At 39.3% G+C, this 21,475-nt stretch carries 20 protein-coding genes and 1 CRISPR repeat array; of the genes, 2 read left to right on the top strand and 18 right to left on the bottom strand.

The features are described from left to right. Positions 1-33: 33 nt before the first annotated feature. The 16 genes from H6G69_RS02005 to H6G69_RS01930 form a co-directional block, all read right to left on the bottom strand. Entirely contained in the window at positions 34-453 is a 420-nt protein-coding gene (locus H6G69_RS02005) for a HEPN domain-containing protein (protein ID WP_190681001.1), read from the bottom strand. Between the two features lie 27 nt (positions 454-480). Continuing rightward, positions 481-981, bottom strand: coding sequence for a hypothetical protein (locus tag H6G69_RS02000; protein ID WP_206757632.1), 501 nt, complete (start codon positions 979-981; stop codon positions 481-483). Then, a complete protein-coding gene (locus H6G69_RS01995; RefSeq protein WP_199335658.1) occupies positions 978-1,199 on the bottom strand; it encodes a hypothetical protein in 222 nt (73 codons plus the stop codon). Before H6G69_RS01995 ends, H6G69_RS02000 begins: the two co-directional genes overlap by 4 nt. A gap of 404 nt (positions 1,200-1,603) precedes the next feature. Continuing rightward, positions 1,604-2,245: a hypothetical protein gene (locus H6G69_RS01990; protein WP_190680998.1), complete on the bottom strand. Its 642-nt coding sequence runs from the start codon at positions 2,243-2,245 to the stop codon at positions 1,604-1,606. 2 nt (positions 2,246-2,247) lie between these two features. Next, positions 2,248-3,309: an RAMP superfamily CRISPR-associated protein gene (locus H6G69_RS01985; protein ID WP_190680996.1), complete on the bottom strand. Its 1,062-nt coding sequence runs from the start codon at positions 3,307-3,309 to the stop codon at positions 2,248-2,250. Positions 3,310-3,311: 2 nt separating this feature from the next. Continuing rightward, positions 3,312-3,752, bottom strand: a complete 441-nt coding sequence (locus tag H6G69_RS01980) for a hypothetical protein (protein ID WP_190680994.1) — start codon at positions 3,750-3,752, stop codon at positions 3,312-3,314. After that, positions 3,749-4,762 (bottom strand): RAMP superfamily CRISPR-associated protein, encoded by a 1,014-nt coding sequence (locus H6G69_RS01975; RefSeq protein WP_190680992.1) that lies wholly within the window; start codon positions 4,760-4,762, stop codon positions 3,749-3,751. The genes H6G69_RS01980 and H6G69_RS01975 overlap by 4 nt, the downstream gene beginning before the upstream one ends. Positions 4,763-4,787: 25 nt before the next feature. Then, positions 4,788-5,408 carry a hypothetical protein gene (locus tag H6G69_RS01970; RefSeq protein WP_190680990.1) on the bottom strand — a complete coding sequence of 207 codons (621 nt, stop codon included), beginning with the start codon at positions 5,406-5,408 and terminating at the stop codon, positions 4,788-4,790. Between the two features lie 2 nt (positions 5,409-5,410). Beyond that, positions 5,411-6,313 (bottom strand): CRISPR-associated RAMP protein Csx7, encoded by a 903-nt coding sequence (csx7, locus tag H6G69_RS01965; protein WP_190680988.1) that lies wholly within the window; start codon positions 6,311-6,313, stop codon positions 5,411-5,413. Positions 6,314-6,435: 122 nt separating this feature from the next. Continuing rightward, positions 6,436-7,569, bottom strand: coding sequence for a CRISPR-associated protein (locus H6G69_RS01960; protein ID WP_190680986.1), 1,134 nt, complete (start codon positions 7,567-7,569; stop codon positions 6,436-6,438). Between the two features lie 31 nt (positions 7,570-7,600). Next, positions 7,601-8,014, bottom strand: a complete 414-nt coding sequence (locus tag H6G69_RS01955) for a hypothetical protein (protein ID WP_190680984.1) — start codon at positions 8,012-8,014, stop codon at positions 7,601-7,603. After that, positions 8,011-9,339: a CRISPR-associated RAMP protein Csx10 gene (csx10, locus tag H6G69_RS01950; protein ID WP_190680981.1), complete on the bottom strand. Its 1,329-nt coding sequence runs from the start codon at positions 9,337-9,339 to the stop codon at positions 8,011-8,013. Before csx10 ends, H6G69_RS01955 begins: the two co-directional genes overlap by 4 nt. Beyond that, positions 9,336-10,049, bottom strand: coding sequence for an RAMP superfamily CRISPR-associated protein (locus H6G69_RS01945; RefSeq protein WP_190680980.1), 714 nt, complete (start codon positions 10,047-10,049; stop codon positions 9,336-9,338). Before H6G69_RS01945 ends, csx10 begins: the two co-directional genes overlap by 4 nt. Then, entirely contained in the window at positions 10,046-12,397 is a 2,352-nt protein-coding gene (gene cas10, locus H6G69_RS01940) for a type III-B CRISPR-associated protein Cas10/Cmr2 (RefSeq protein WP_397326865.1), read from the bottom strand. The genes H6G69_RS01945 and cas10 overlap by 4 nt, the downstream gene beginning before the upstream one ends. An 18-nt stretch (positions 12,398-12,415) precedes the next feature. Then, positions 12,416-13,339 carry a CRISPR-associated protein Csx3 gene (locus tag H6G69_RS01935; protein ID WP_190680978.1) on the bottom strand — a complete coding sequence of 308 codons (924 nt, stop codon included), beginning with the start codon at positions 13,337-13,339 and terminating at the stop codon, positions 12,416-12,418. Positions 13,340-13,453: 114 nt separating this feature from the next. After that, positions 13,454-13,759 (bottom strand): CRISPR-associated protein Csx3, encoded by a 306-nt coding sequence (locus H6G69_RS01930; protein ID WP_190680975.1) that lies wholly within the window; start codon positions 13,757-13,759, stop codon positions 13,454-13,456. Between the two features lie 102 nt (positions 13,760-13,861). Between H6G69_RS01930 and H6G69_RS01925 the strand changes: the two genes are divergently transcribed. Together H6G69_RS01925 and H6G69_RS01920 are read left to right on the top strand one after the other, a co-directional pair. Further along, positions 13,862-15,259, top strand: a complete 1,398-nt coding sequence (locus H6G69_RS01925; RefSeq protein WP_190681203.1) for a TIGR03985 family CRISPR-associated protein — start codon at positions 13,862-13,864, stop codon at positions 15,257-15,259. Positions 15,260-15,266: 7 nt separating this feature from the next. After that, positions 15,267-15,839 carry an HD domain-containing protein gene (locus H6G69_RS01920; RefSeq protein ID WP_190680973.1) on the top strand — a complete coding sequence of 191 codons (573 nt, stop codon included), beginning with the start codon at positions 15,267-15,269 and terminating at the stop codon, positions 15,837-15,839. 3 nt (positions 15,840-15,842) lie between these two features. After that, a CRISPR array of direct repeats spans positions 15,843-17,720; the repeat unit is 37 nt; unit sequence GTTTCAGTCCCCTTGCGGGGAAAGTTAGTTTAGAAAC. A gap of 651 nt (positions 17,721-18,371) precedes the next feature. On the opposite strand, the gene H6G69_RS01915 is transcribed toward H6G69_RS01920, so the two are convergent. Further along, on the bottom strand, positions 18,372-19,340 hold the full coding sequence (locus tag H6G69_RS01915; RefSeq protein ID WP_190680971.1) for a TauD/TfdA family dioxygenase: 969 nt from the start codon (positions 19,338-19,340) through the stop codon (positions 18,372-18,374). A gap of 72 nt (positions 19,341-19,412) precedes the next feature. Beyond that, on the bottom strand, positions 19,413-20,855 hold the full coding sequence (locus H6G69_RS01910) for an NAD(P)-binding domain-containing protein (protein ID WP_190680969.1): 1,443 nt from the start codon (positions 20,853-20,855) through the stop codon (positions 19,413-19,415). Positions 20,856-21,475 lie beyond the last annotated feature (620 nt).

Here is a 21,475-nt window from a genome sequence, read left to right as displayed (position 1 = left end):
CTTGCGGGAATTGACCGTAATAAATATTTTAACTTAACTTATTTGTAATATATCTTTTATCTGTTGTAATTTATCAAAAGCCGCATTAACTTCTCGCTTGTGAGTTCTAAAATAATTTATTGCATTGTCATCTCTAATGGGTTGAACACTCCTTCTATGGCTACTACTTTTAAAGTATCTAGCTTTCTCACTAGCACCATGCAAATCATCATAAAGTTGATGCAATTCTCTTTTTTTGAGTTTTTCATAAGCAAGGTCATAAAGATAGCCCCGATGTTCGTCATGAGATTGTAACTTTTCCATATCATACCCTGCTTGAGCTGCATAACACTTTACCCAGTGCAATGCAGCATAAAAGCACATAGTTACAGCCCAATCAGGATAGTCTTTTTCAATAAGGCGTGCTGCTTCTTCATTACTTCGAGCTTGCTCCTGGTAGCGTGCATATACCATGATCTGTTGGTAGATAAGCAGAGATAATTAAATTTCTATGTATCTGGGAGTATTGCTTGACAATATTCTGAATCTGCTCATTTCTGTGTTTTGTCTATTCTCGGAATCAGCTATTACTTCATCTCCAAGCACACAAAACCTATCTACTAATTGAGGACGAAAATACCACCTCTCGCCAGAATCATCTCTTAATTTCCATTCACAGTCAATAACAATATCCTGGATTTTATCCCAGGTTTCATCAGATAAATCAATGTTTCCCTCTAACTCAATTTCAAAATCAATCCAATGAATATCTGGGAATTTTATAGCTATGGCTTTGACTATTCTTACCTCTTTTATTTTTTGAACTAGTTCTTCAACCAATTGTGGTATTTCAGGAGGAATCAATGCAGAACTTTTTGGAGTTTTGGAAGAAACTAAGCGCAAATGAGACGAATTAGGTTTACTCCAATTAGTTTTAGTCTCAAATTTTGATTCAGACTTGGACAATAAATGATTCTGCGTTGAACTCCTAATATAAGTCATACTTCTCCCTTCAAAAATTCATCTAACCTATCTCTCAAAAATGCGGCGTGCTGTCGAGTAAATGCAAAATTTATGGAATGTGCAGTTAATGATGATTCCTGTTCATCTTCCACAAATGGATTTTTTGAAAGCATTCCTGCTATCAATATCCGATGTTCCTCGTCAATAGCAATACGCACACCAGTAACAAATAACACTTTGTTGTCTTGTTGACTCATAATCTACTTGTAGCCTCCTATTTTATCTAATAATTAGAGAAGCAAATCCAGTACAGTATTTGCTTGCTCTAAATTCTAAATCAAGTCAGCTCTACAATAAAGTAGAGCTGACCGTAGGATGAGAGTTTTGGTCTTAGCCTACTTTAATAATGAAACTAGGGTTTAAAGCAAGTGAAACAGGAGAACAAGTAGCAACTTTGAGTGTTACTTGATACTCAACAACAGTATAAAACTGTTGTTGGAAAGAGTTACAATGCGTCAATGCAGAATAAGAATCCATTCCTGTTTTGAGGTTTGACCTTGATTCAGTCATAATATGCCCTTTTAAAAATACACGCTTATTATACGGTATTTTTCAGCCAATATCATCAAATTTTGTCATGTTTTTATACGCTAATAACAATCTAAATACACTTAACGCTCTTCATGCTTCCATCATCTTTGAGAGAAACAATTTTTACCTGAACCGTCTGTCCTTCGTGGAGAGAAGCTGCTTTCTTCGGTTCTTTCTCAGTTAACTTAATTGTCCCCAAAATTTCATAAGTGACCTTGTTACCATTAATCTTCGTAACAACTGCATCTAATATTTGGTCAACTTTAAAGTCCTGAGATTTAGCAACTTTGGCTATTTCCGCCTGACGCGCTGACTCTGGAGGTGGTGCGGTGGGAGTAGCAATTTCACCAATGGGAACGCCAGCATCTTTGTAATAACGCATGAGGCGAGATACCCAGCCTAAAATTTGCAGGATGGTGTGAGCATCATTAATACTTTTGAGATAATCACTACAGGCTTTATCGATACTAATGTAATAGTCTGTTGTTTTTTTACTGTGTCCTATTTGTCTACCGTTGCTTACCAAGGTTTTGAGATATTTGAAAAACCTGGAAGTTGCATCTGGTTGATGAATGTAACCACGCAGATAAGCAACGGCTTTGCCTACTTCATTGACATCAGTATCATCTTTTACTAAAGTAAGAGCGATCGCATGGGCAATTTCCCACTGTGCATCTGTAATAGTTTCCGAAGCAGATTCAGTTATTGTCATAGCTAATATTGTGATAGCGGTTCGTGGTTACTTGGATAGCTTAGGATGGCTTTTAATTCTTTTAATTGGTCTTTTTGAAGTAAATTTGAGTTTATAGCTTCTTGAATTTTTTCTTTGATAAATTGTTTTAAATTTTCTCCTATCAATTCATTATCTTTACTGAGTTCATAAAACGAATAACGGCATATTAAATTATGCAATGTCTCAATTTTATCTATATTTACTGTCATTGTTCCCATACCTATAGGTTTACCTCCACCTACTTTTAAAGCAATAGGACAATTTTCTTTATCTTGTCCTAAAACAATTAACAACATTCCTAATTCTTCTGAATGTAAATTTTTGAAATGTAACTGTGTTGTAAAAGTATATTCTCTATCAGCTTGCTGTACAGAAATACCTTTATCCTTTCCTTCGTCAATAGATTTCGACATATTATAATAAAACTTACGTCCGGCTATTTTACCAGCTTTATAATATGCCTTGCAGTGAGGGCGGGGAGAATGTAAAGAAGGCATAAACCCATTTGAGAAACCAGATTTCAAACAGACAGCATCATTAAATTCAAGTAATCCTTGAAAATTTAATGCCCCAAATATACGACAAGCATCACATACTTTATTCGTGTCTTTTCGGATGTCTACTTTACATTCTTTCCCATATCCTTCTGGAATTTGCCTATAGTTTGCTTTAGTCTTACAGATACAACTTCTAGTAATCGCTTCATATACAGACCGAATGCAGCCTTTGAGGGAACTACCTTGAATTGATAGTTTTTGGTCAACACCCTGCACCATTGTTTTAATTAGGGGAATCCTGCTCCCGATGTCGCTACCCATTGCAACTATCCCGGTTGATATGTGCAGAGATGTTTGCACTTTCAGGGTAAGGTAGAGTGTACCATGTAGGCGATCGCTCAAATATTTATGATGTCCCACCGGACGCTGTGAGTTAGGACGTTGTGACGGGAAAGAAACGAAATCATAAGGCTTTGGTGGTAGTTCTGGGTTAGATGAACCTGCTGAATTAGGTTTTTTTGGCGGCTGGTAAGGAGTTCTACTCATGTTTATTTGTTAGTGGTAAGTGCAACAAAATGCACAGTTGCAGTTTTTTTATCAATAAAATATCGCTGTTTTACATCTACATTTTGAGTTTTGAAGCCTTTAGGAAATCTGGTTTCTGTGGCAGGATATATATAAGCATTGTGTTCTTGAACTAACCAATCTTCACCCAATAACTCAAAATCTGGATGATTGCCATTAATACTTAATAACAGCACTTCATAATTATTTTGCTGCTTATACTTCCAACGTAATTCAAAATCGTGACTAAACATTTGTCCCTCAAGCATAGGGAACTCTGTTTCCTTTGGCTGTTCCTTTCTTATGCCGCTAACTGCATGAGTCCAACGGAAGAAGTAATAACTAGATTTAGTAGGAAACTTATCAATTAATTCTAGCAACTTAGTGACTGATACAGCTTCTTTAAACCCTACAAAATTACTCATTTAGCACCTGCTAGTAACTGACTCCAAGACCTAACACATCTTTCAAATAAATCATTGACTGTTCCTTCTCGCCAAACAAGTTGGACACCAAAACCTAATTCCATTGCTTGCGCGGCGACTGGTGTATCTTGATGGTCTTGTTTAGCAAAACCATATAATTTTACGTCTTCAGCTTGTAAAAATTCCCCTACACCTAAAAGAAAAGTCTTACTCCATTTACTCTCACTACCCAAAGCGTGAATTTCTTGTTTATCTTCTGATAAAATACAACCAGGATACTGCACAACAGCTTGATTTAATTTCACTTCCACAGTACCCAATCCGCGAGATTTAGCAAACCCTAAACCAAACCAACCATCATTTAAATCTCGCAAGACTAAACCAATTAAACCTAGTTGCGCTAAGGTAAAATTCTTGAGGTGGATTTTAGTTTTAAATTCTCCAGCCGTGCAGACTTGATAATTAAATGGCCCCACTGCAACAGAACCAAAAACTCTATCAATTGCTACACCATTACGTTCCTCAATTCTCACAGGCTGTGAGCTATCTGGGTGAGCATCTTCAATTCTGAATCTACTAGCAATGGAAGTATTACCAAATATTTGCGAGATAAAGCAGGATTGATTGTAAATTACAGCACCTGGATGAGGATGTTTATCTTCAGGTTTCTTGTTCTTTTCGTCATTTTTCCATTTTGTTAAATAGAAATTGGGATTGTTATCTTGATTGGTTTCATCCAACAAGTGACTAGCCCAAATCTTTTGACTATTTAATTTGGGACGTTGTTCACCTCCTATCGTTCTAACAATTCGTTCTGCATGAGCGCGAATTGCTCCTTTTAAACTGCTTCCTGGTAAATAAATTGAACGTCCCCCAGCGTGATAGGTTTCGACAAATTCCATATCAGGCTTTGTGGGGTCTGCTCCTTCTTTTCCTGACTTAATTAAAATCGGCCCATCAGGTATAATGGTTAAATCGATTGTGCAGTGATTAACAAATCTTTTGTGCATGACTGGATTTATTTGATAATAAAAACTAAGCTGCTACTAAATTATTTAGCTGTACTTCACACTGTTGGAATATGAAATTAACAGCAGAAAATAATTTATCTAGTTCGTATATAGTGTAAGGTGTGATATTTCTAGTAAATTTTTCTCCTTCTAATTTACCAAACTGCCATGTTGCACCATTAGAAACAATACCGTAAATTACTAGTTGATATTCTCCGTTTAATCTTTGAGCCGCAATCATTTCTGCTAGACATTGCGCCCAACCACTCTCAAAATTATCTTGTTTAGCTTCAACTAAGATAAAATATGGTTTATCAAAGACAACTTTACCTAAAGGAGAACGTTTAGCTAAAATATATTCAGGAAATCCTGATAGTTTCTCATCATAGTTGAGAGCATAATGACTCCACAAAATAAACTTACCGCTATATATCTTCCAAACTTGTTTTAGGATGGGAGCGATCAGATTTTCACATATAGCAAATTCAGAACAGTCAACTGCTCCTTCTCGCATCGTAAATTCTAAGTCTTCCCGGAAGTAATCAGGAATAGTGAACTGAACTTCAACAATAAAATTTTCTTCAGTATAGGTTACTTGAAATGCTTTGATAACTTCACCAATGGTTTTGAAATTACTAAAAGCCATATTTAACTCCTAACTTCAGTATTATTTCTATTAGCTGCTTGACTGTTCAGATAGTCAATTAACTGTTGTACCCAATGGTCTTTAAACTCTCGTGCATCTTCGTAAGCACTCTTATCTCCCATCACCAATTTTTTGAGATAATCTAGCAACAAGTCTGGTTGATTTTCAGGATAGTCAAACCACAGCATTTCCTCAATATCTAGTTTAACGACACCCAAGCCACGCGATCGCCCTCCACCCAGTGGTATTTGTTCTGTCTCAAACTGGTGTAACCCAATCATCAACAGTCCCAGTTCATACTCCTCGGCGTTTTCTACCACCGCTTTAAATTGAAACTGCGTCCCTGCTGGAACTACTTGAAAGTCGTAGAGTTTCCCGTCTGCGGCGGTTTCGGTGTCTCTGTCGATGGCTACACCGTCTCTTTCTTGATATTGTCCAAACCATGTGTCAGGGACTACGGTTAAATCCCGGACTTGGAATTTGCTTGCTATCCAAGGTGAACCAAATAGCAGAGAGGTTATATCTGTTTCACTAATAATTTTCTCTGTGAGTAACTGATCCCGTTTTCCACTTCGTTCCGCTTGGGGATATTTTTCAAGTTCTTTTTCAACGTCCTTCTTAATACCATTTTCTCCATTCATGCGGTCATTGGTAATTGACCATTCGGCTTCTATAGCTGGATTTGCAGCTAAATTAGGATTGATACCACGGAGGAAACTTTCTAGGCGCGATCGCATTGCGCCTTTAAAGCTAGATCCTGGTATTAATGGATTACCCAAACTGTCTTTAATTACGGGTAAATCTGAGCCTATGGGTTCACTAGAACGACCTGCACTAATTCTTAAGGCTGTGATTGTGGTAAGTACGCCTGTAATTTCTAGGCGATTTTTGAAGGTGTCAAACATAAAATTTGGTGTTGCTGAATTAATTTATTATTTGCTCACGCAGAGGAGGACACTTGTGTGGGCGGCTTTACCGACTTGAGCAAAGTGTCCGTCACGCAGAGGCGCAGAGAGAAGAATGATTTTTAAAGTCCTTCGCTTCTTTCAACATGGTTATGAGTTCCGTAGTATCGTAGGGATAAAATACCACCTTCCAACACTTTGCAGCTAATTCTGAGACTGCGATTGACACGGAAGTGATCTATCTCATTTGAATTTTTATAGCGCGTATAGTCTACTGGTTGAAAAAGTACGCTTGTATCTCCATGAGATTCTTTTAACAACCCTGAAACTTTCGCTAGGTCTTGCTGAAGTTGTACTTTTTCTGTCTTATCTTTAATTTTATTGTAATCGGCTCGGAATGTTTCTGTGTATTTAAGTCTAGGGAATTCTAATAAATTACCAGATAATAAGTTATCTTTAGATTCATCCCATATTAAGTCTCCCCAAGTAGACAAGACTTTTTTGCCGTTAAATTCACCAATCAAAGCTTCAGGAATTCCTTGAACTTCTGATGAATCAAGTCCTATTCCTTCGGACATTAAAGCCAACTGAACAGTATACGGTTCAATCAGAGATTCATCTACTTTAATCGGTAGGCGAGGAATTGTAATTAGATTGGATTCTTTGCCCTCAAATATATAAATTATCTCATGGGCATAGAACATACCAATTGTATTTAGATAGCCTTGCAAACTCTTGAAACTTCCAACCAGATTAAAACAAATTCTGTAGGTATATTTTAAAGGTATAATTTCTTTTCGCAACCACACCAGTAAATCATCTATTCCTTCTGAAAATGTTGTTGTTGTTGCTGTTGAAAGTCCATCAGGAGTATAAATACTAGTGTTAAATAATCCTTGTTTTCTGAGAAATTCTTTCACGATTTCCGCAGTCGCTTTACCTTGTGCAGTATCGGTAGAAATTAGCCAATGAATATCTTGTATTCCTTCCTGCAATTCATTGTTATACAATCCATGAATCCCATTTAGTTCTGCGCTGGCTAAACGAATCTGAGGAATTGAACTTTTCTCAAGTTTCTCAATTGCTCTATTTTTGAGTGTTTCAATTATTGAAATAACGTCTTGAGGTGTATTTTCTAGTGTAAAATTAGCTGTATCTCTCAGTTGATTATACCAATCTTTTTCAGCCTCATCAGAACGTTTAATCTGATTAGTTAATAGGCTAGTTCCGATAGTTGAAACAACAACTCTACGCATACTTTTCCTTATTTTAATTCTAAATCAAACTTTAAGCTGCACCATCACGCTTGTATTTCAAATACCTTGCGCCATAGCCTAAGTAACGGCGAATCAATTCTAACCAAATGGGTTTATAGTCGGCTTGGCAGCATTCTGCAATTATTTCAGCAGATTTCTTTATATTTTTGTCGATATCTTCAACTATTTTCTCAGCTAAAGAACCTTTACCTTTACCCCATTTCTTATCACGTCCTACTTGATAACGCAAGAAATTTTTAATAACTTCTGCACTATCTGTTGTGTCTGAAACGCGAACTAAGTTACGAAATTGAGATTCTTCTAAATCACCATAAGATTGTTTGTTATCTAAAGCTTGCTGAACCCAAATAACTAAATCATCTTCGGCTTGACGGATTCCTTTTTGGATTTTCAATTGTTTTTGTTGTTCTGAAAAATCACTCATTTTGCATTCTCCCTAAATACACTATGAAATTCATTACAAATTTGGACTTGTCCGAAGCCTTCACAGGTGCGATCGCCTACTCCTTTTAGTTCCAATTCCTTTAATTTATCAGTCCATTCTTCTGCTTTTTCCTTATTAACACTAAATAAATAAACCGCGCCTCTAGTTGTGACTAACTCTATATCTTTCATCAAACCCCAAGCAGCATTCCAGCCAGAACGATAGTTATAGGTACTGTAGGCTGTATGTAGTTCTAGGGAATCATCATCTTTAATTCCTGTAAACTGCTTGAGCATCTTTTCTGAAATAACTGTAGTGTGTCGCCAATTCTCTGTCAGAATAGCATCAGATTGTAAATCAATAGTGAAATAACTACGATTTTCTATTAGGTTATTGTCTGGTTTACCGAAAACTACCCACCGTTTCCAACGATTTTCTAATTGTTGGTTAAATTTATGAATTCTCTTGTCAATATCTGGAACACTATTGTCAAGTTCTCCTTCAATTTTAACTTTACCTAAACCTCTGGAAGTCGCACCACCCAAGCGAAATATCAGGCTATTATCATTGATAAATTTTGCCAATGATTTAGCTAAGTCTTCATTGTTAACTAAAATTGCGCTGCGGTAAATTACAGTATGCCAATTTTTTTCTTGAGGATTTTGGACAAATGACTCATTTAAAACTTCAATACTATAGAGAATTTCTTCCTCTGATGTGGCGCGACGGCGGTTAATTCCCACGCGTGTTAAAAAGCGGGTGCTAACAGAATGACTGTGATATTTACCATCCTTGCAACTATAAAACCCACTGTATGGTTCAACTCTTGCGTCAGTCTTATCTTTTATAGATTTAGGATCACTAGGGTCATAAGGAAAATTGTAAGCATCTGCACAAAAACGATCAATTAAAGTATCAAATACTCCATTACCTTTGGGTTGAAAACCTGAATCGTTTTTAGAACTGACGGCTGTAGCTGGTAAAACCATGACATCATCATTCACGACTTGAGAGATGATGTCATATTTTTCCTTATCAGGATTTTTCTTATTAATTAAGAATGATTTCTTTACAACTGTAGCAACTGCTGGATAAGCATTTTGAAAAATTGCAGGTTCATCATCTAAAAATAGTGTTGTGAAATCACCGCCATCTGTGGCTAGGTCTTGGTTGGTAATGCCAGATACTTGTAAAATTTGAGAGGCGATCGCACCCCGAATGACAGAACCAGGAATATGATCTTCGGCTACACTGACAGAACCAGGTTTTTTACCTGCGATCGCCAGTGGTGATAATGCTGTAATCTTTAATTTAATCCGCTTCATGACTGTGTTTTTGGTAGTAGCGTTTCCCAAGCTTGATTATCTAGTGGTAAGGTTTCCAATTCTTTCCAACTCAACCAACCCAAGCCAGCAGATTTACTTCCCCCCAGGGCGTGAATATGTCGCAAGCCTGCTAAAACCAAGGGTTTAGTCTGGATGGGACAATCTGGTAATAAGTGAATGTGTCCAATAAATTCCAGCTTGTTATTAACTGGGGAAGTTTCGAGAAAGTAGAGTTTGTTATCTTCGGCGGTATGACGACGACGGTTAATAGTCACACCAGGACGTAATACTTCCGGTAAATCATCTTTTTCTATGGGACAAATCAAGTCATCTACAACTATGCGAGATGGAAGTACAGGATTTCCAAATATCTGGGAAATTAAGCAGTGATAACCTTTGTAACCCTCTACTTGATATTCTTCTAAAAATCTGCTGTCTACTTCTTCATCTTTTGGACGTAGGGTTTCAGCTTTAGGTGAATCAAATATTTGCCATCCTAAACCCCTAGCTATTTTTTCACATTCGTGGCGTAGTCTTCCTTTGAGTTGGGAAGCGGGAATGATTAATTGTCCTTTAGCGTTGCGGACTATAGGTTTATCTGCAAGTGAACCATCAGAACCACCAGCACCCACACATAAGGCTGTATCAATTACGGCTGTGAGGTTAATAGTTTTAATTGAATTTTGGGATAACTTGTTTAAAGTAATCATGATTGCAATACCCCCGCTTCTGATTTGGACTTGGTGTTAGATTTTTCGATAAATGGATATAAATCTACTAACTCTCGCCAAATAGTTTCATAGGTGACTTTATCCTCTGGATCTTCATTCTTTTCTTTTAATGACATCCAAGGTGCGAGGTTTCCTGTATTACTTGGATTTTTAGGTTTACACCATGCGTTCTCAAATTGGGTTTTTAATAATTCTTGAGCCTTTTTGTTACTCAAACGCGCTCGGAAATAGAGATAATTGAGTATTGCGGTTTGTTTTCCTCGTTCTAGCAAACTGCGAATTTGGTAAAGTTGCGATTTGGGAAATTCAGCGTCTTTCAAAGCCTTAGCCGTTGCTAATAATCCGCCAAGTTCTTGTAGTGTATAGGGTGCAGCGTATAACTTTAGTTTTTGCTGAAGATTTCCAGTTTTAGTTAATCCGTTTGTACGAAAATCACTAATATTAGATGAAATCATTGTTACAGACTTCATTACTAGAAAGTCTACTGTTCCACCATAATATCCATGCTTTTTCAATTCTTTGGCTTGTTTTTTAGCAGACTTTAATAGTTGTTCAGTTAGCTTTTGTGCATAGTATATCGGTGTATCTTCCGCCGTAATTAATACACCAGTTGACATACTTAGTTTGCATTGATTATTGCTAACAATCTGTTTTTCACCATGATAGCGATGTACAGATTGAGGATTATAGGTTTTCTCTTCTTTATAACTAATATTCTTTGCTAAAAGTATTTTTTCAAATTCTTCGCCAATGGTTTTAGCAATAGCTAATGCTTTATCGGCTGGAACAATCAGCATCACATCATCACCACCAATTGTTAAAATTTCAAAGGGATGAATCCAAGCGTCCTTTGTACTTTTTCTTTCGGCTTGTAAGTTTGGATTTAATTTATGGGGTTCGAGATGTTCTGTTAAGGCTGTATATACAGATTCTTCTGTAGCTTTGAAAATATCTCTACTAAAATTTTGGTAATCTTCTGGTGTCTTAATTTTTCTCTGAATATAACCTCCCATATTGTTACCATCTGCGTAAATATAGGCGACAAAACCTTTAGGTTGACTAGCATCACCAATTTCTCTAACAGAAAGTGCTTCTTTAACTCGGCTAGGGTGAATATTTTCTGAACGCACTTTACCATAATATTTATGTGGTGTTTCGTACAGGAAATCTTCAAATTTATTCACCCAACTTTCTATAGCATTGTATTCAGATTGCCATATAAAACCTGATTTTTTATACCATTCCGTAGAACTATTATCTCGTTTAGATATCTGTCCAACTAAGCGTTTACGTGCGGAAGCTTCGGAGAACCAAGGCTTATTGGGAAGTTCTTCAGCTTGGATAACAGCCGAACGGCGATCGCCTTCATCTCGTACTATATAAGGATGGGTTTCAAACATTGCTGGATAACGCCGACTAGGACGATTAGCTATATTATTACCATTCCGCCGTTGATTAAATAATGATGCTAATTTACCAGCTAATTCATTAAATGTTTTACGTTGTTTAAAAGCTTGTTCTTTTGATGATGTTTCAGAATCTTCAAAGTAAGCTTTGACTAATTCATGTTCCCAATTACTAACACATTTCTCTATCCAGAAAGTATCATTATTAATTACATTTGGCAATAGCCCAAATTTAATTTCTAAAAGTTTAAATTTTTCCCCAACTGCACAAGAGTTAGCTGTTAAAGTTTCTTCAGTGTAGCGTTTTTCAATAGCGTTTGCCAAATCATCAACATAAGCAGCCGGACAAAACGCCAAGATATTTCCACCTGTAGAATAGATAATTAATTCTGGAATCAGTGCTTGTGAAAGTCCAGGAAAATTCTCATTCTTATCTAACCATTCAGCTCTAACTTTCTCACAATATTCTCTAGCACGTTGACACTGTTCATATTCATCATGAGTTTCGCAGTGAAAAAACGCAGGTAAATCAACTAAGTTAATTCTATCTAGTAGTGCAGACGCACCGCGAATATCTGGAAGTTTTGCAGCTTCAAATACATATTGCTTAATTTTTGTCGCACCACCATAAACTAAACCAACTTCAGCATTCCAATACTCTGGATATTTCGCTGGTAATGCTTTTAATTTTTCCAGAGAATCAGGAAATTGTTCCTGCTGTAATTTCTGTACCTGTCTCATCAACTCTTGAAATTTCTCTGGTAATTCTTTCCTCTGGTTTAAAGCTTGACGAGTTTGTGTGATTAAATCATTAGGTTCGCGTCCATTACCCCAAGCCAAACACCAAGCGATCGCTACACCAATGCTAGACGCGATCGCAGTTGTTATAGAATTGTTATTCTGCATCTCTAGTTTTTCCATCTGTAGGTACTCCTGCAATTACTTCCCTTTACTCAACCCCACCAACAACCATGCCAAAGCTTGGATAATTGGGCGCTGCGATACATCTTCACCTCGCTGTAATCTATGAACACTACCGCGTACAATTGGCGTTTCTGACTCAACCACATCAGTATTCCCGAAAAAGTCGCTGAAAATTATCGCCATAACTTCTAACCCCAACTCGTCACAAAACTTTACCCAAGGCGCAATTTCAGACTCATCTTTGACTAAAATCACCCCATGAGTAGCTTCTTGCATAATCAAGCGGTTCTCGTCGGAGATTCTTCCGCCAATATCAAAAACGAATATAGGAGTATTCACACCTCGGACTTCCTGCGCTTTCAGTTTGGCGAACTCTGGTGTAAATCCTGCTTTGTATTGTGTTTTTAATTCGGCGGCTAAATCAGGATCACGTCTGGCGGTTTCGCTGTACCATGAACCATCGCCATCGGGACAGCCGGAAATAAAGTATGATTCTGGTGTGTTGGGAATCTGCAATAGTGCTTGTTTTAATCCATCTCGAAAGCAAGTCTTTCCAGTATTGGCAAAACCGCAGAGTACGACTTTGATGTTTGATGCTGGTTGAGGAGATCGCACTACATCTAAAGTATCCCCTACTCTATAATCTGGATGTCTGCTAATGGTGACTACATATCTATCAAGCCCTTTCTCTCCAATTTTAGGATCAAAGATAGCGATCGCATCATACAATTTTCCTAACTTATCGGCTAATACCTGACTAACTAATACTGAAATGCGTCCGTTAATTTTGATGAGAGTACCACCGGCTAATTCCCCTGTAGTGATCATCTCATCTAATTTTGCTGCTACATCACGGACTATGCGATCGCCTGTAGCTTGCGTATTGCCAAATCCTACTTTGAGGATATCACCCTGTAACTTTATCTGGTAGGTACACATGATTGCAGATTTGAGATAAAACCCCTCCATTTAAAAAGTCAAAAGAAAATCTTCTGTTAATATTCTTTTCAAGTATTTATTCTTTTGCCTTTTTACTTTTACCTTACTCAAATATCAATCAATTAAGTCTCCTAGTTTATAACTAGGATTGTGTGTGATAGAAATCACATATTTACCTAACTTAGGATCATAAAAAGCAACTGCGCCATATATATGAGCCAGCTTGTGTGCTAAAACAAATGCTACAGGGATAGAAATCGGCCCGTTAATTTTGAGTAACTGTCCTCCGGCTAATTCTCCTGATGCTGCCATTTCTTCTAATCTGGCAGCTGCATCACGTACAATCTGATCATTTTGGGCTGGTTCGCCAAAATTAACTCGTAATAGGTTGTCTTTAATTTCAATTTTGTAAGTAGACATGACCATTACCTTGATTTGCTGGGTACATCATACACGTCATTGGAAAAGATGTCTTCCAATAGGCTGTATCTTAAAGAAAGTTATATGTTGAAAAACCCTATAGTGTCTGAACTCGTCTTTCAAGAAGTTCCTCAAGTTGAATTACTGCAATGGTTAGCCCGCGGTTCGCTCAAGCAAAAACTGTTGCGGACAATTCGATTGTGGGTATGGTTGCGTTCGTTATACGGTTTTGAAGGAGCATCGCTTAATGGTGAGTGTGATGAACGTTTAGCTTTAAATGATCCTTTTACTTATGCCGAATGGCGAGACGCATTTTTTAGTTCTTCTCATACCAAAGGCGAAGAAATTCCCAGCTTACATGATCCTGATTGTCCTTGTGCTAAAACAACCCAGCAGTGGTTATTTAACGAAAAAACAGGCGTGGTTGCTCACCAATGGCAAGAATCGTTGATAGCTCACACTGGTATATCACAATCAAAGTTGAACGAAGTATTAATGCAAAGATTGTTTGGCATAACTCGCCGTTCTTTGCTGGATGATTTAAAAACTTTAGTCAATTTAAATTGGCTGGTTTATCAAAACGAAAAATATTACCGTGTCAGTGAGTTTCCCCAACGTCCAGTTACGCCAAAAAACGAAGCTGAATCTAACCAACTGAGTGTTTATCAATTGAATTTTTTACACGATGATTTGTTGGGATTTGCCCAAAATCACTTTCAAAAAATTAACGGAGTACAACGCTTTTTTTTGAAAGTAGATTATGTTGTACCTCGTAGTACTTTAGATGCTGTTGATGATTGGCAGTATCAGTTAAGAGAACTTTGGACAAAAATTCCAGTCCCACCAATTAAACTAACTTACGCCAGTGCCAAAGTAGGAAATAAGCTTGATTGCATAGTTTATCCAGTCTGTATTTACTATGTACAAAGGGCAGTTTATTTGTGTGCTTATGGTGAAAGCCCAGATAAACAAAGCCAATGGTATAACTTCCGTCTTGACCGCATTCAAAAGATGATTCCTTTAAGCTGGGATGTTGCTGAACTACCCTTAAATTTACGTCAGCACTATCAAAGACATACCTTACCCAGCCCAGATTATATTGCCTTAGAGATGTCTAAAGCTTGGGGATTTGATTTTTATTTACCTGCACAATTAACGTTGTTGCGGTTTGATAGAGAATTTGGCGATCGCTATGTTAAAGGTACTGAACGCCATGAAACTTTTGCAGAAATTTCTTACCAGCAAGCACAAAAATTAATCAAGCAAAAAATACCCCAACCAGAACAACAGACTTTACTCAAAATTCTCAATAATCGCTCAGACAAAGATGCTTATTATCAAGTATTTATTCGTTATCAAAACGAGCAATCTAGAGATAACAATGTCATCATGCGCCTGCGTGCATGGCGGCCGAAATGCGAAGTTATCTTTCCTTACGAGTTAAGACAAAGTATTGCCGCCGATGTCGCCACAGAATTTCAGCTTTACCATCAACATTGATTTTTTTATGAATACATTACAGTTAACCGCAAAATTTGAAGAAGCATTAGTCTATGCAACTCGTCTTCATGCCAACCAAACACGCAAAATTAGCGGCGTTCCTTACATCGCTCACTTGCTGAGTGTAGCTGCACTTGTACTAGAAGCAGGTGGAACCGAAGAAGAAGCGATCGCAGCCTTACTACATGATGCCATAGAAGACCAAGGCGGCAAATCTACCCGTGAAGAAATACGCCAGCGTTTCGGTGAGACAGTCGTTGCAATAGTTGATGGCTGCACAGAATCTGACATATACCCGAAACCACCTTGGCAAGAACGCAAGCAAAAGTATTTAGAAAACCTGCGTCATGCTTCACCCTCAGTCCGGCGGGTATCTTTAGCAGATAAGCTCCACAATGCCAGGTCTTTGCTAGCAGACTTGCGGCAACATGGCAATAGTATTTGGCAACAGTTCAAAACTGGCAAAGAAGGCAGTTTATGGTTTTACCAGCAGTTACAGCAAGTTTATAGTGCAAATGGTTCCGACTTTTTGACCCAGGAGTTTTCCAGAGTGATTCAAGAACTTTGTAATGAAAGTTAAAAATGTGTAATCCCCTTGCGGGGAAAGTTGGTTTAGAAACCTGGTACTAACACTGGTCTTGCCGCACAGGTTAACACGTTTCAGTCCCCTTGCGGGGAAAGTTAGTTTAGAAACTCGTCGAGCGAGTACCCGTTTGTTAGGTGTGAATATGTTTCAGTCCCCTTGCGGGGAAAGTTAGTTTAGAAACTGTCCGCTTCGCCACTAGGGGCGAGATGCAACTGAGTTTCAGTCCCCTTGCGGGGAAAGTTAGTTTAGAAACATATATTTCCACCACATCTTCCCACGGCATCAAGGGAAGTTTCAGTCCCCTTGCGGGGAAAGTTAGTTTAGAAACCACCTTCAGTGAATTCATAGCAGGATACGTCTCCAAGTTTCAGTCCCCTTGCGGGGAAAGTTAGTTTAGAAACTCAAAATAAGTGCTGAACAAGCTAAGGATCTAGGCGTGTTTCAGTCCCCTTGCGGGGAAAGTTAGTTTAGAAACTTGAATTTTGTGTCATTCGGGATGTCATATAATATGTGTTTCAGTCCCCTTGCGGGGAAAGTTAGTTTAGAAACGCGAAATCTTAGAAGGCAATCCTAAACTATTGTTTAATCGTTTCAGTCCCCTTGCGGGGAAAGTTAGTTTAGAAACTCCGTAGATGATTGCAGCGATCGCAATGAGTTCAAAGTTTCAGTCCCCTTGCGGGGAAAGTTAGTTTAGAAACTGGAGTATTAACGCCCAACACCGTTTGACTTCACGTTGTTTCAGTCCCCTTGCGGGGAAAGTTAGTTTAGAAACCGTTAGTCGCAGGAGGTCAACCGAGTACTGTTTACGTTTCAGTCCCCTTGCGGGGAAAGTTAGTTTAGAAACGTTGGAATTGCGGCTTGTAGGTGATGTTGTAGAGAGTTTCAGTCCCCTTGCGGGGAAAGTTAGTTTAGAAACCCTATGCCTTCCACCAATGATAAATAACGCGTTCTCGTAGTTTCAGTCCCCTTGCGGGGAAAGTTAGTTTAGAAACACACACTAGCAGCAGCACAGAGTCTCGGGATAGACTAGTTTCAGTCCCCTTGCGGGGAAAGTTAGTTTAGAAACTTTTGCCTATTCAAAGCATTGAGCCGGACTTTGTTTTGTTTCAGTCCCCTTGCGGGGAAAGTTAGTTTAGAAACGTATTGTTGTAATCGTTGCAATATGCGTCAATTGAGTTTCAGTCCCCTTGCGGGGAAAGTTAGTTTAGAAACGTATTCAAAATATAAGTGGTGAACTTGCAAAGTATAGTTTCAGTCCCCTTGCGGGGAAAGTTAGTTTAGAAACTCAGTTGACTACGTAAAAGAGGAAACTGGTTATATAGTTTCAGTCCCCTTGCGGGGAAAGTTAGTTTAGAAACTTTGATCTTTTGGTGGGTTGGCGTCTTTGAATGTTTTGTTTCAGTCCCCTTGCGGGGAAAGTTAGTTTAGAAACTGAAAAGCATCGACTCCAAAGCCTCATCCATATCAGCATGTTTCAGTCCCCTTGCGGGGAAAGTTAGTTTAGAAACATACCACAATAATTATAGTAAGGCTAGGTGATGTTTCAGTCCCCTTGCGGGGAAAGTTAGTTTAGAAACCTTACGAATTGAGCGAGATACAAAAGGGGCTATTGCGTTTCAGTCCCCTTGCGGGGAAAGTTAGTTTAGAAACACAAACAAAACCGTCTGGTCTTTTACCTAAGAAAGCTTCAAGGTTTCAGTCCCCTTGCGGGGAAAGTTAGTTTAGAAACCTTGCCGTTGGTAACTTCTTAAATTGTTGTATAACTCGTTTCAGTCCCCTTGCGGGGAAAGTTAGTTTAGAAACATTAAAGAGCTTACTGGTTGGGCTTACTTTCATTTGTTTCAGTCCCCTTGCGGGGAAAGTTAGTTTAGAAACTGCTCGGTGCTGAAACTGTTACAGAGACAGCTTCCTGGAAAGCATTTTGACGAACCTCAAAAAAAGGTCGATTTCAGCCGCGATTATTGCGACTAATTCTCAACTTTCCAACCTAATGAAATGCTGTAATTATTACATTGTCAAGGTTCTGGCGATTTTGGCAAATCCCCCAGGGTTTTTGACCCCGCTTTGATTTGACAAACATCAAGCTGATTACCCAATCATAATATGAGTATCTACTATTGTCGAGTTTTTCATAACTTACGCAAGAGAACGAAAAATAAAATTAAAGTTTTGGGAAAGGGTGTAAGGGTTCTGGAGATATATAGCGTTTCCTAGTCTGCTGAAGTACAAATTTCTGCGTACCTCTGCGCTTAACTCTGCGACCCTCTGCGTTTCAAAATATTACCTGTACCTCACTTAACTGGGAATCGCTATACTACACCCAATACTTTTCGGATAAAGGTTTGATCATCCTAGATTTAGATCCCCCCGCCTGCGACGACCCCCTTAAAATGGGGGTAAAAGAGGTGTATTAGACACCTTAAAAAAGTGGGGTTAGGGGGAGCTAAACAAAATAGAAACGTTAACCGAAATGTATTGATACCATCCCTACACCCTCATATTACAAGGTTGTACTTCAGTCCTGACTTAATTTAGTACTGCATCTGCTAACACTTTCTCAGATTTTTGCTTTAGGACTGTTGGTAAATCACTAGTTAACGGCTCACCTTCAACTATTTGTGATTTAAACCCATCTGGGCCAACGGGAATATCACCTGTAATGGTAGTGCGATAAAGTACGCGCTCAACTTCTATATGATCTAAATCTTGGGGTGCTAAATGTGAGGTGGCGCGGTTATCCCAGAAGGCAATATCACCATTGTTCCACCGGAAGCGAGTGGTATAGGCGGGTTTAGTGATTTGGTTGAAGAACAACTCAAGCAATAATTCACTTTCTTGTGCTGATACATCGAGAATGTGTGAAGTGAAGCCAGGGTTCACAAACAATGCTTTTTCACCAGTCTCAGGATGAACGCGCACTACTGGGTGAATGGAAACTTGGGGATTAGCTGCAATACGTTGAGCGTATTTGCTATTGCTGGGTATCCGTAGACGTGCATTAAAGCGATGTTCAGCTTTTAATCCATCGGCTAACTTCTTTAGAGGTTCGGATAGACCTTCGTAAGCGGCTACTAAATTAGTCCACTGTGTGTCACCACCAAAGCTAGGAACATTCACCGCTCGCAAAATCGAACCCGCAGGAGGGTTAACAACCGCAGTCACATCAGTGTGCCAACGGCTTTCGTAGCTAGAACGTTGTATACCATTGCGACGCTCAAAGCGGCTGCGGTCAATTGGTAAGATTTGAGAAAAGCCTTCTATCGGCTCATCTTCGTGGGGGTGCGCGTAGGTCACTTCACCAAAACGAGCCGTGAAGGCAATCTGTGTAGCATGATCTATGTTCTGATTGCGAAAGAAAACAACCTTCCACTTCAATAGTGCTTTACGAATTTCTGCAACTACCTCATCTTGCAAAGGATGTGAAAGATCCACGCCACTGATTTCCGCACCAGTAAAGCCAGAGGTTGGTTTGACTTCAATATGCTTGTAGCCCATATCTAATCTCCAAAGTTTGATTTACGAGAAATGTTTAAACGTTCAAAAGCCATCAGGTAACGCTACGCAGATTTAGCTGACTCCTGCCTTAGCTGGCTGTTTCCACACGGCATTGGCATACAGTGATGGCTCAAAGTCTGGTGTAACATTGTCACTGGTAATTCGGGCTTCGTGTAGTGACCAGTCAGCAAAGAATAAGTCGTGGCTAATGCGTGAGACGATTGCTGGTACATCCCGGCGGATGCTGGGGACATCGCCGATGGGTAGGCCAAAACTGACGAAGCCAGCCGGATTAAACACATGAATATCTTTGAGATAAGAAGCCGTACCAGGGACTTTTTCTAGATATTCATGAGCAGAACCAAGGTAAGGATAGGTACTAAGTTGCTCGTTGCGCTGGTCGGCTGGCGGTTCGTAGCGATCGCGCCACAGGGCGATATGATGAGCAAAATCAGCTAGTTCTGGCCGTCTGGTGGGATCGACAAAGTAGCCAGTCCCTGCGATCGCAAAATCGAACTCAAATACATCATCATTCACTTGCGCCACAATGCGATCGCCTTGAGCCTGAGCTTCTTTCCAAGCTGCAGATAAATGCAGATGGAAATTAGCAAAAGCTGTGACTCGCTCAATCGCATCCGGTGGTGGTGTTGAGCCAAATTGATTAAACCGCCAAGCTTGAAACCACCGCGCTGCATCAGGTAATTGCCAATAGTTACTGTAAGCTCCAGGATAACCCCGCACACGAATCACAGGCAAAGATGCGATTTGCGATCGGCGTGCAAATAAATGCACTTCCTTCGCACCTGATTCTAGTGCCACACCCGCCGCATCAAACGCCGAAGCCGCCGCACCCAACACAGCTACCTTTTTGTCACGCAATGCCTCAAAGTCAATTGCTTCTGAGGTATGTGCATATAAATTGCGCGGTAGAGATGTTAATCCAGAGGGGATGTTTGCTCCACCAGTACCAGCTACACCATTAGCAAAGATAATCTTTCGTGTGGTTTCTATCTGGGCGACACCATTCACTTCCAGATGTAGGCGAAAGAAACCTGCGGCTGGTTCAACTCGCACCAACTTTGTCTGATACCGAACTGGAATGTCTAAGAAATGCCGATACCAACTAAGATACTCCGCCCATAATACTCTGGGTATGCGGTCAATTGCGGCGTATGCTTCAGTTCCGTGTCGCGCCTCGTACCAAGCCTGAAACGACAGTTCGGGAATTCCCAGTTCTGGCCCTGGGAGATTTTTCGGTGTGCGTAGCTTTTTCATCCGCGCTCGTGTCAGCCATACGCCCGCATTAGCTTCGTCTTCAGCCGCATCGATAATTGTCACGCGGCCAATACCTGCACGCCGTAGCGCAAATGCAAAAGTGCTACCACTGCCACTACCACCTACTATTGTGACGTTGTGGTCAATCTCTGGATGATCAGGTATCCAGTTTTCGGGATCGGGGCCGATGAGGCGCAACGCTTCGCGTGCGGCAAAATCAGCGTCAGTCGTTGTTGTCATATCGGTCTTTCAGGATGAAACGAGGTTTGAGCAAGATTAGTGTTGACAGAAGAATAATTTGGCTTTGCTAATTAGTTGGGTGTTTTTTGTTTCGCACCAAGACGAGGTAGCACATTGGTTGGGCAGTTTCCCCGACTTGTTCGCTAAAAGCCTTCCCGTAGGGTAGCGACGGCAGTCGCCAAGACTAAGATTTTCAAAGGAAAATTCGATGATTTCATCCCGCATTCATACAACGCCAATAGTTTTTTATCTGACGCAAACATACAGATGGATGAATTACATAATGTTTTCTCTCAACCAAATTTGGTTGCAGAAATTTACTAATTGCTATGCCAAAAATGAAATCAGTTAAGGGGATGTTGTTTTGTGAGCGATTGACCACAAATTTTTGTAGTCATTTACTCAGCAGATACAGCTTACATCTATTGATACAAAAAATATGTACTGACGAACACAATCTTTGTATCACTAATAATTAGTTTAGCTAATATTAAGTTTTGCAAATAGCTTATAGTTGATTAAACCAGGCGAAAGAAAGACTTTTGAGCAGGGCGATCGCATCTTATTTACTAATAAAAACTAATATAGCGTTTCCTAGTCTGCTGAAGTACAAATTTTTG

Source organism: Nostoc sp. FACHB-110, assembly GCF_014697425.1.
In the GTDB taxonomy this organism is placed as follows: domain Bacteria; phylum Cyanobacteriota; class Cyanobacteriia; order Cyanobacteriales; family Nostocaceae; genus Nostoc_B.
This window is presented reverse-complemented; position numbering and strand designations above follow the sequence as displayed.

Coding starts and splice junctions, on each gene's coding strand:
- H6G69_RS02005 (WP_190681001.1), bottom strand. CDS start 453: ATGGTATATGCACGCTACCAGGAGCAAGCTCGAAGTAATGAAGAAGCA.
- H6G69_RS02000 (WP_206757632.1), bottom strand. CDS start 981: ATGACTTATATTAGGAGTTCAACGCAGAATCATTTATTGTCCAAGTCT.
- H6G69_RS01995 (WP_199335658.1), bottom strand. CDS start 1,199: ATGAGTCAACAAGACAACAAAGTGTTATTTGTTACTGGTGTGCGTATT.
- H6G69_RS01990 (WP_190680998.1), bottom strand. CDS start 2,245: ATGACAATAACTGAATCTGCTTCGGAAACTATTACAGATGCACAGTGG.
- H6G69_RS01985 (WP_190680996.1), bottom strand. CDS start 3,309: ATGAGTAGAACTCCTTACCAGCCGCCAAAAAAACCTAATTCAGCAGGT.
- H6G69_RS01980 (WP_190680994.1), bottom strand. CDS start 3,752: ATGAGTAATTTTGTAGGGTTTAAAGAAGCTGTATCAGTCACTAAGTTG.
- H6G69_RS01975 (WP_190680992.1), bottom strand. CDS start 4,762: ATGCACAAAAGATTTGTTAATCACTGCACAATCGATTTAACCATTATA.
- H6G69_RS01970 (WP_190680990.1), bottom strand. CDS start 5,408: ATGGCTTTTAGTAATTTCAAAACCATTGGTGAAGTTATCAAAGCATTT.
- csx7 (WP_190680988.1), bottom strand. CDS start 6,313: ATGTTTGACACCTTCAAAAATCGCCTAGAAATTACAGGCGTACTTACC.
- H6G69_RS01960 (WP_190680986.1), bottom strand. CDS start 7,569: ATGCGTAGAGTTGTTGTTTCAACTATCGGAACTAGCCTATTAACTAAT.
- H6G69_RS01955 (WP_190680984.1), bottom strand. CDS start 8,014: ATGAGTGATTTTTCAGAACAACAAAAACAATTGAAAATCCAAAAAGGA.
- csx10 (WP_190680981.1), bottom strand. CDS start 9,339: ATGAAGCGGATTAAATTAAAGATTACAGCATTATCACCACTGGCGATC.
- H6G69_RS01945 (WP_190680980.1), bottom strand. CDS start 10,049: ATGATTACTTTAAACAAGTTATCCCAAAATTCAATTAAAACTATTAAC.
- cas10 (WP_397326865.1), bottom strand. CDS start 12,397: ATGGAAAAACTAGAGATGCAGAATAACAATTCTATAACAACTGCGATC.
- H6G69_RS01935 (WP_190680978.1), bottom strand. CDS start 13,339: ATGTGTACCTACCAGATAAAGTTACAGGGTGATATCCTCAAAGTAGGA.
- H6G69_RS01930 (WP_190680975.1), bottom strand. CDS start 13,759: ATGTCTACTTACAAAATTGAAATTAAAGACAACCTATTACGAGTTAAT.
- H6G69_RS01920 (WP_190680973.1), top strand. CDS start 15,267: ATGAATACATTACAGTTAACCGCAAAATTTGAAGAAGCATTAGTCTAT.
- H6G69_RS01915 (WP_190680971.1), bottom strand. CDS start 19,340: ATGGGCTACAAGCATATTGAAGTCAAACCAACCTCTGGCTTTACTGGT.
- H6G69_RS01910 (WP_190680969.1), bottom strand. CDS start 20,855: ATGACAACAACGACTGACGCTGATTTTGCCGCACGCGAAGCGTTGCGC.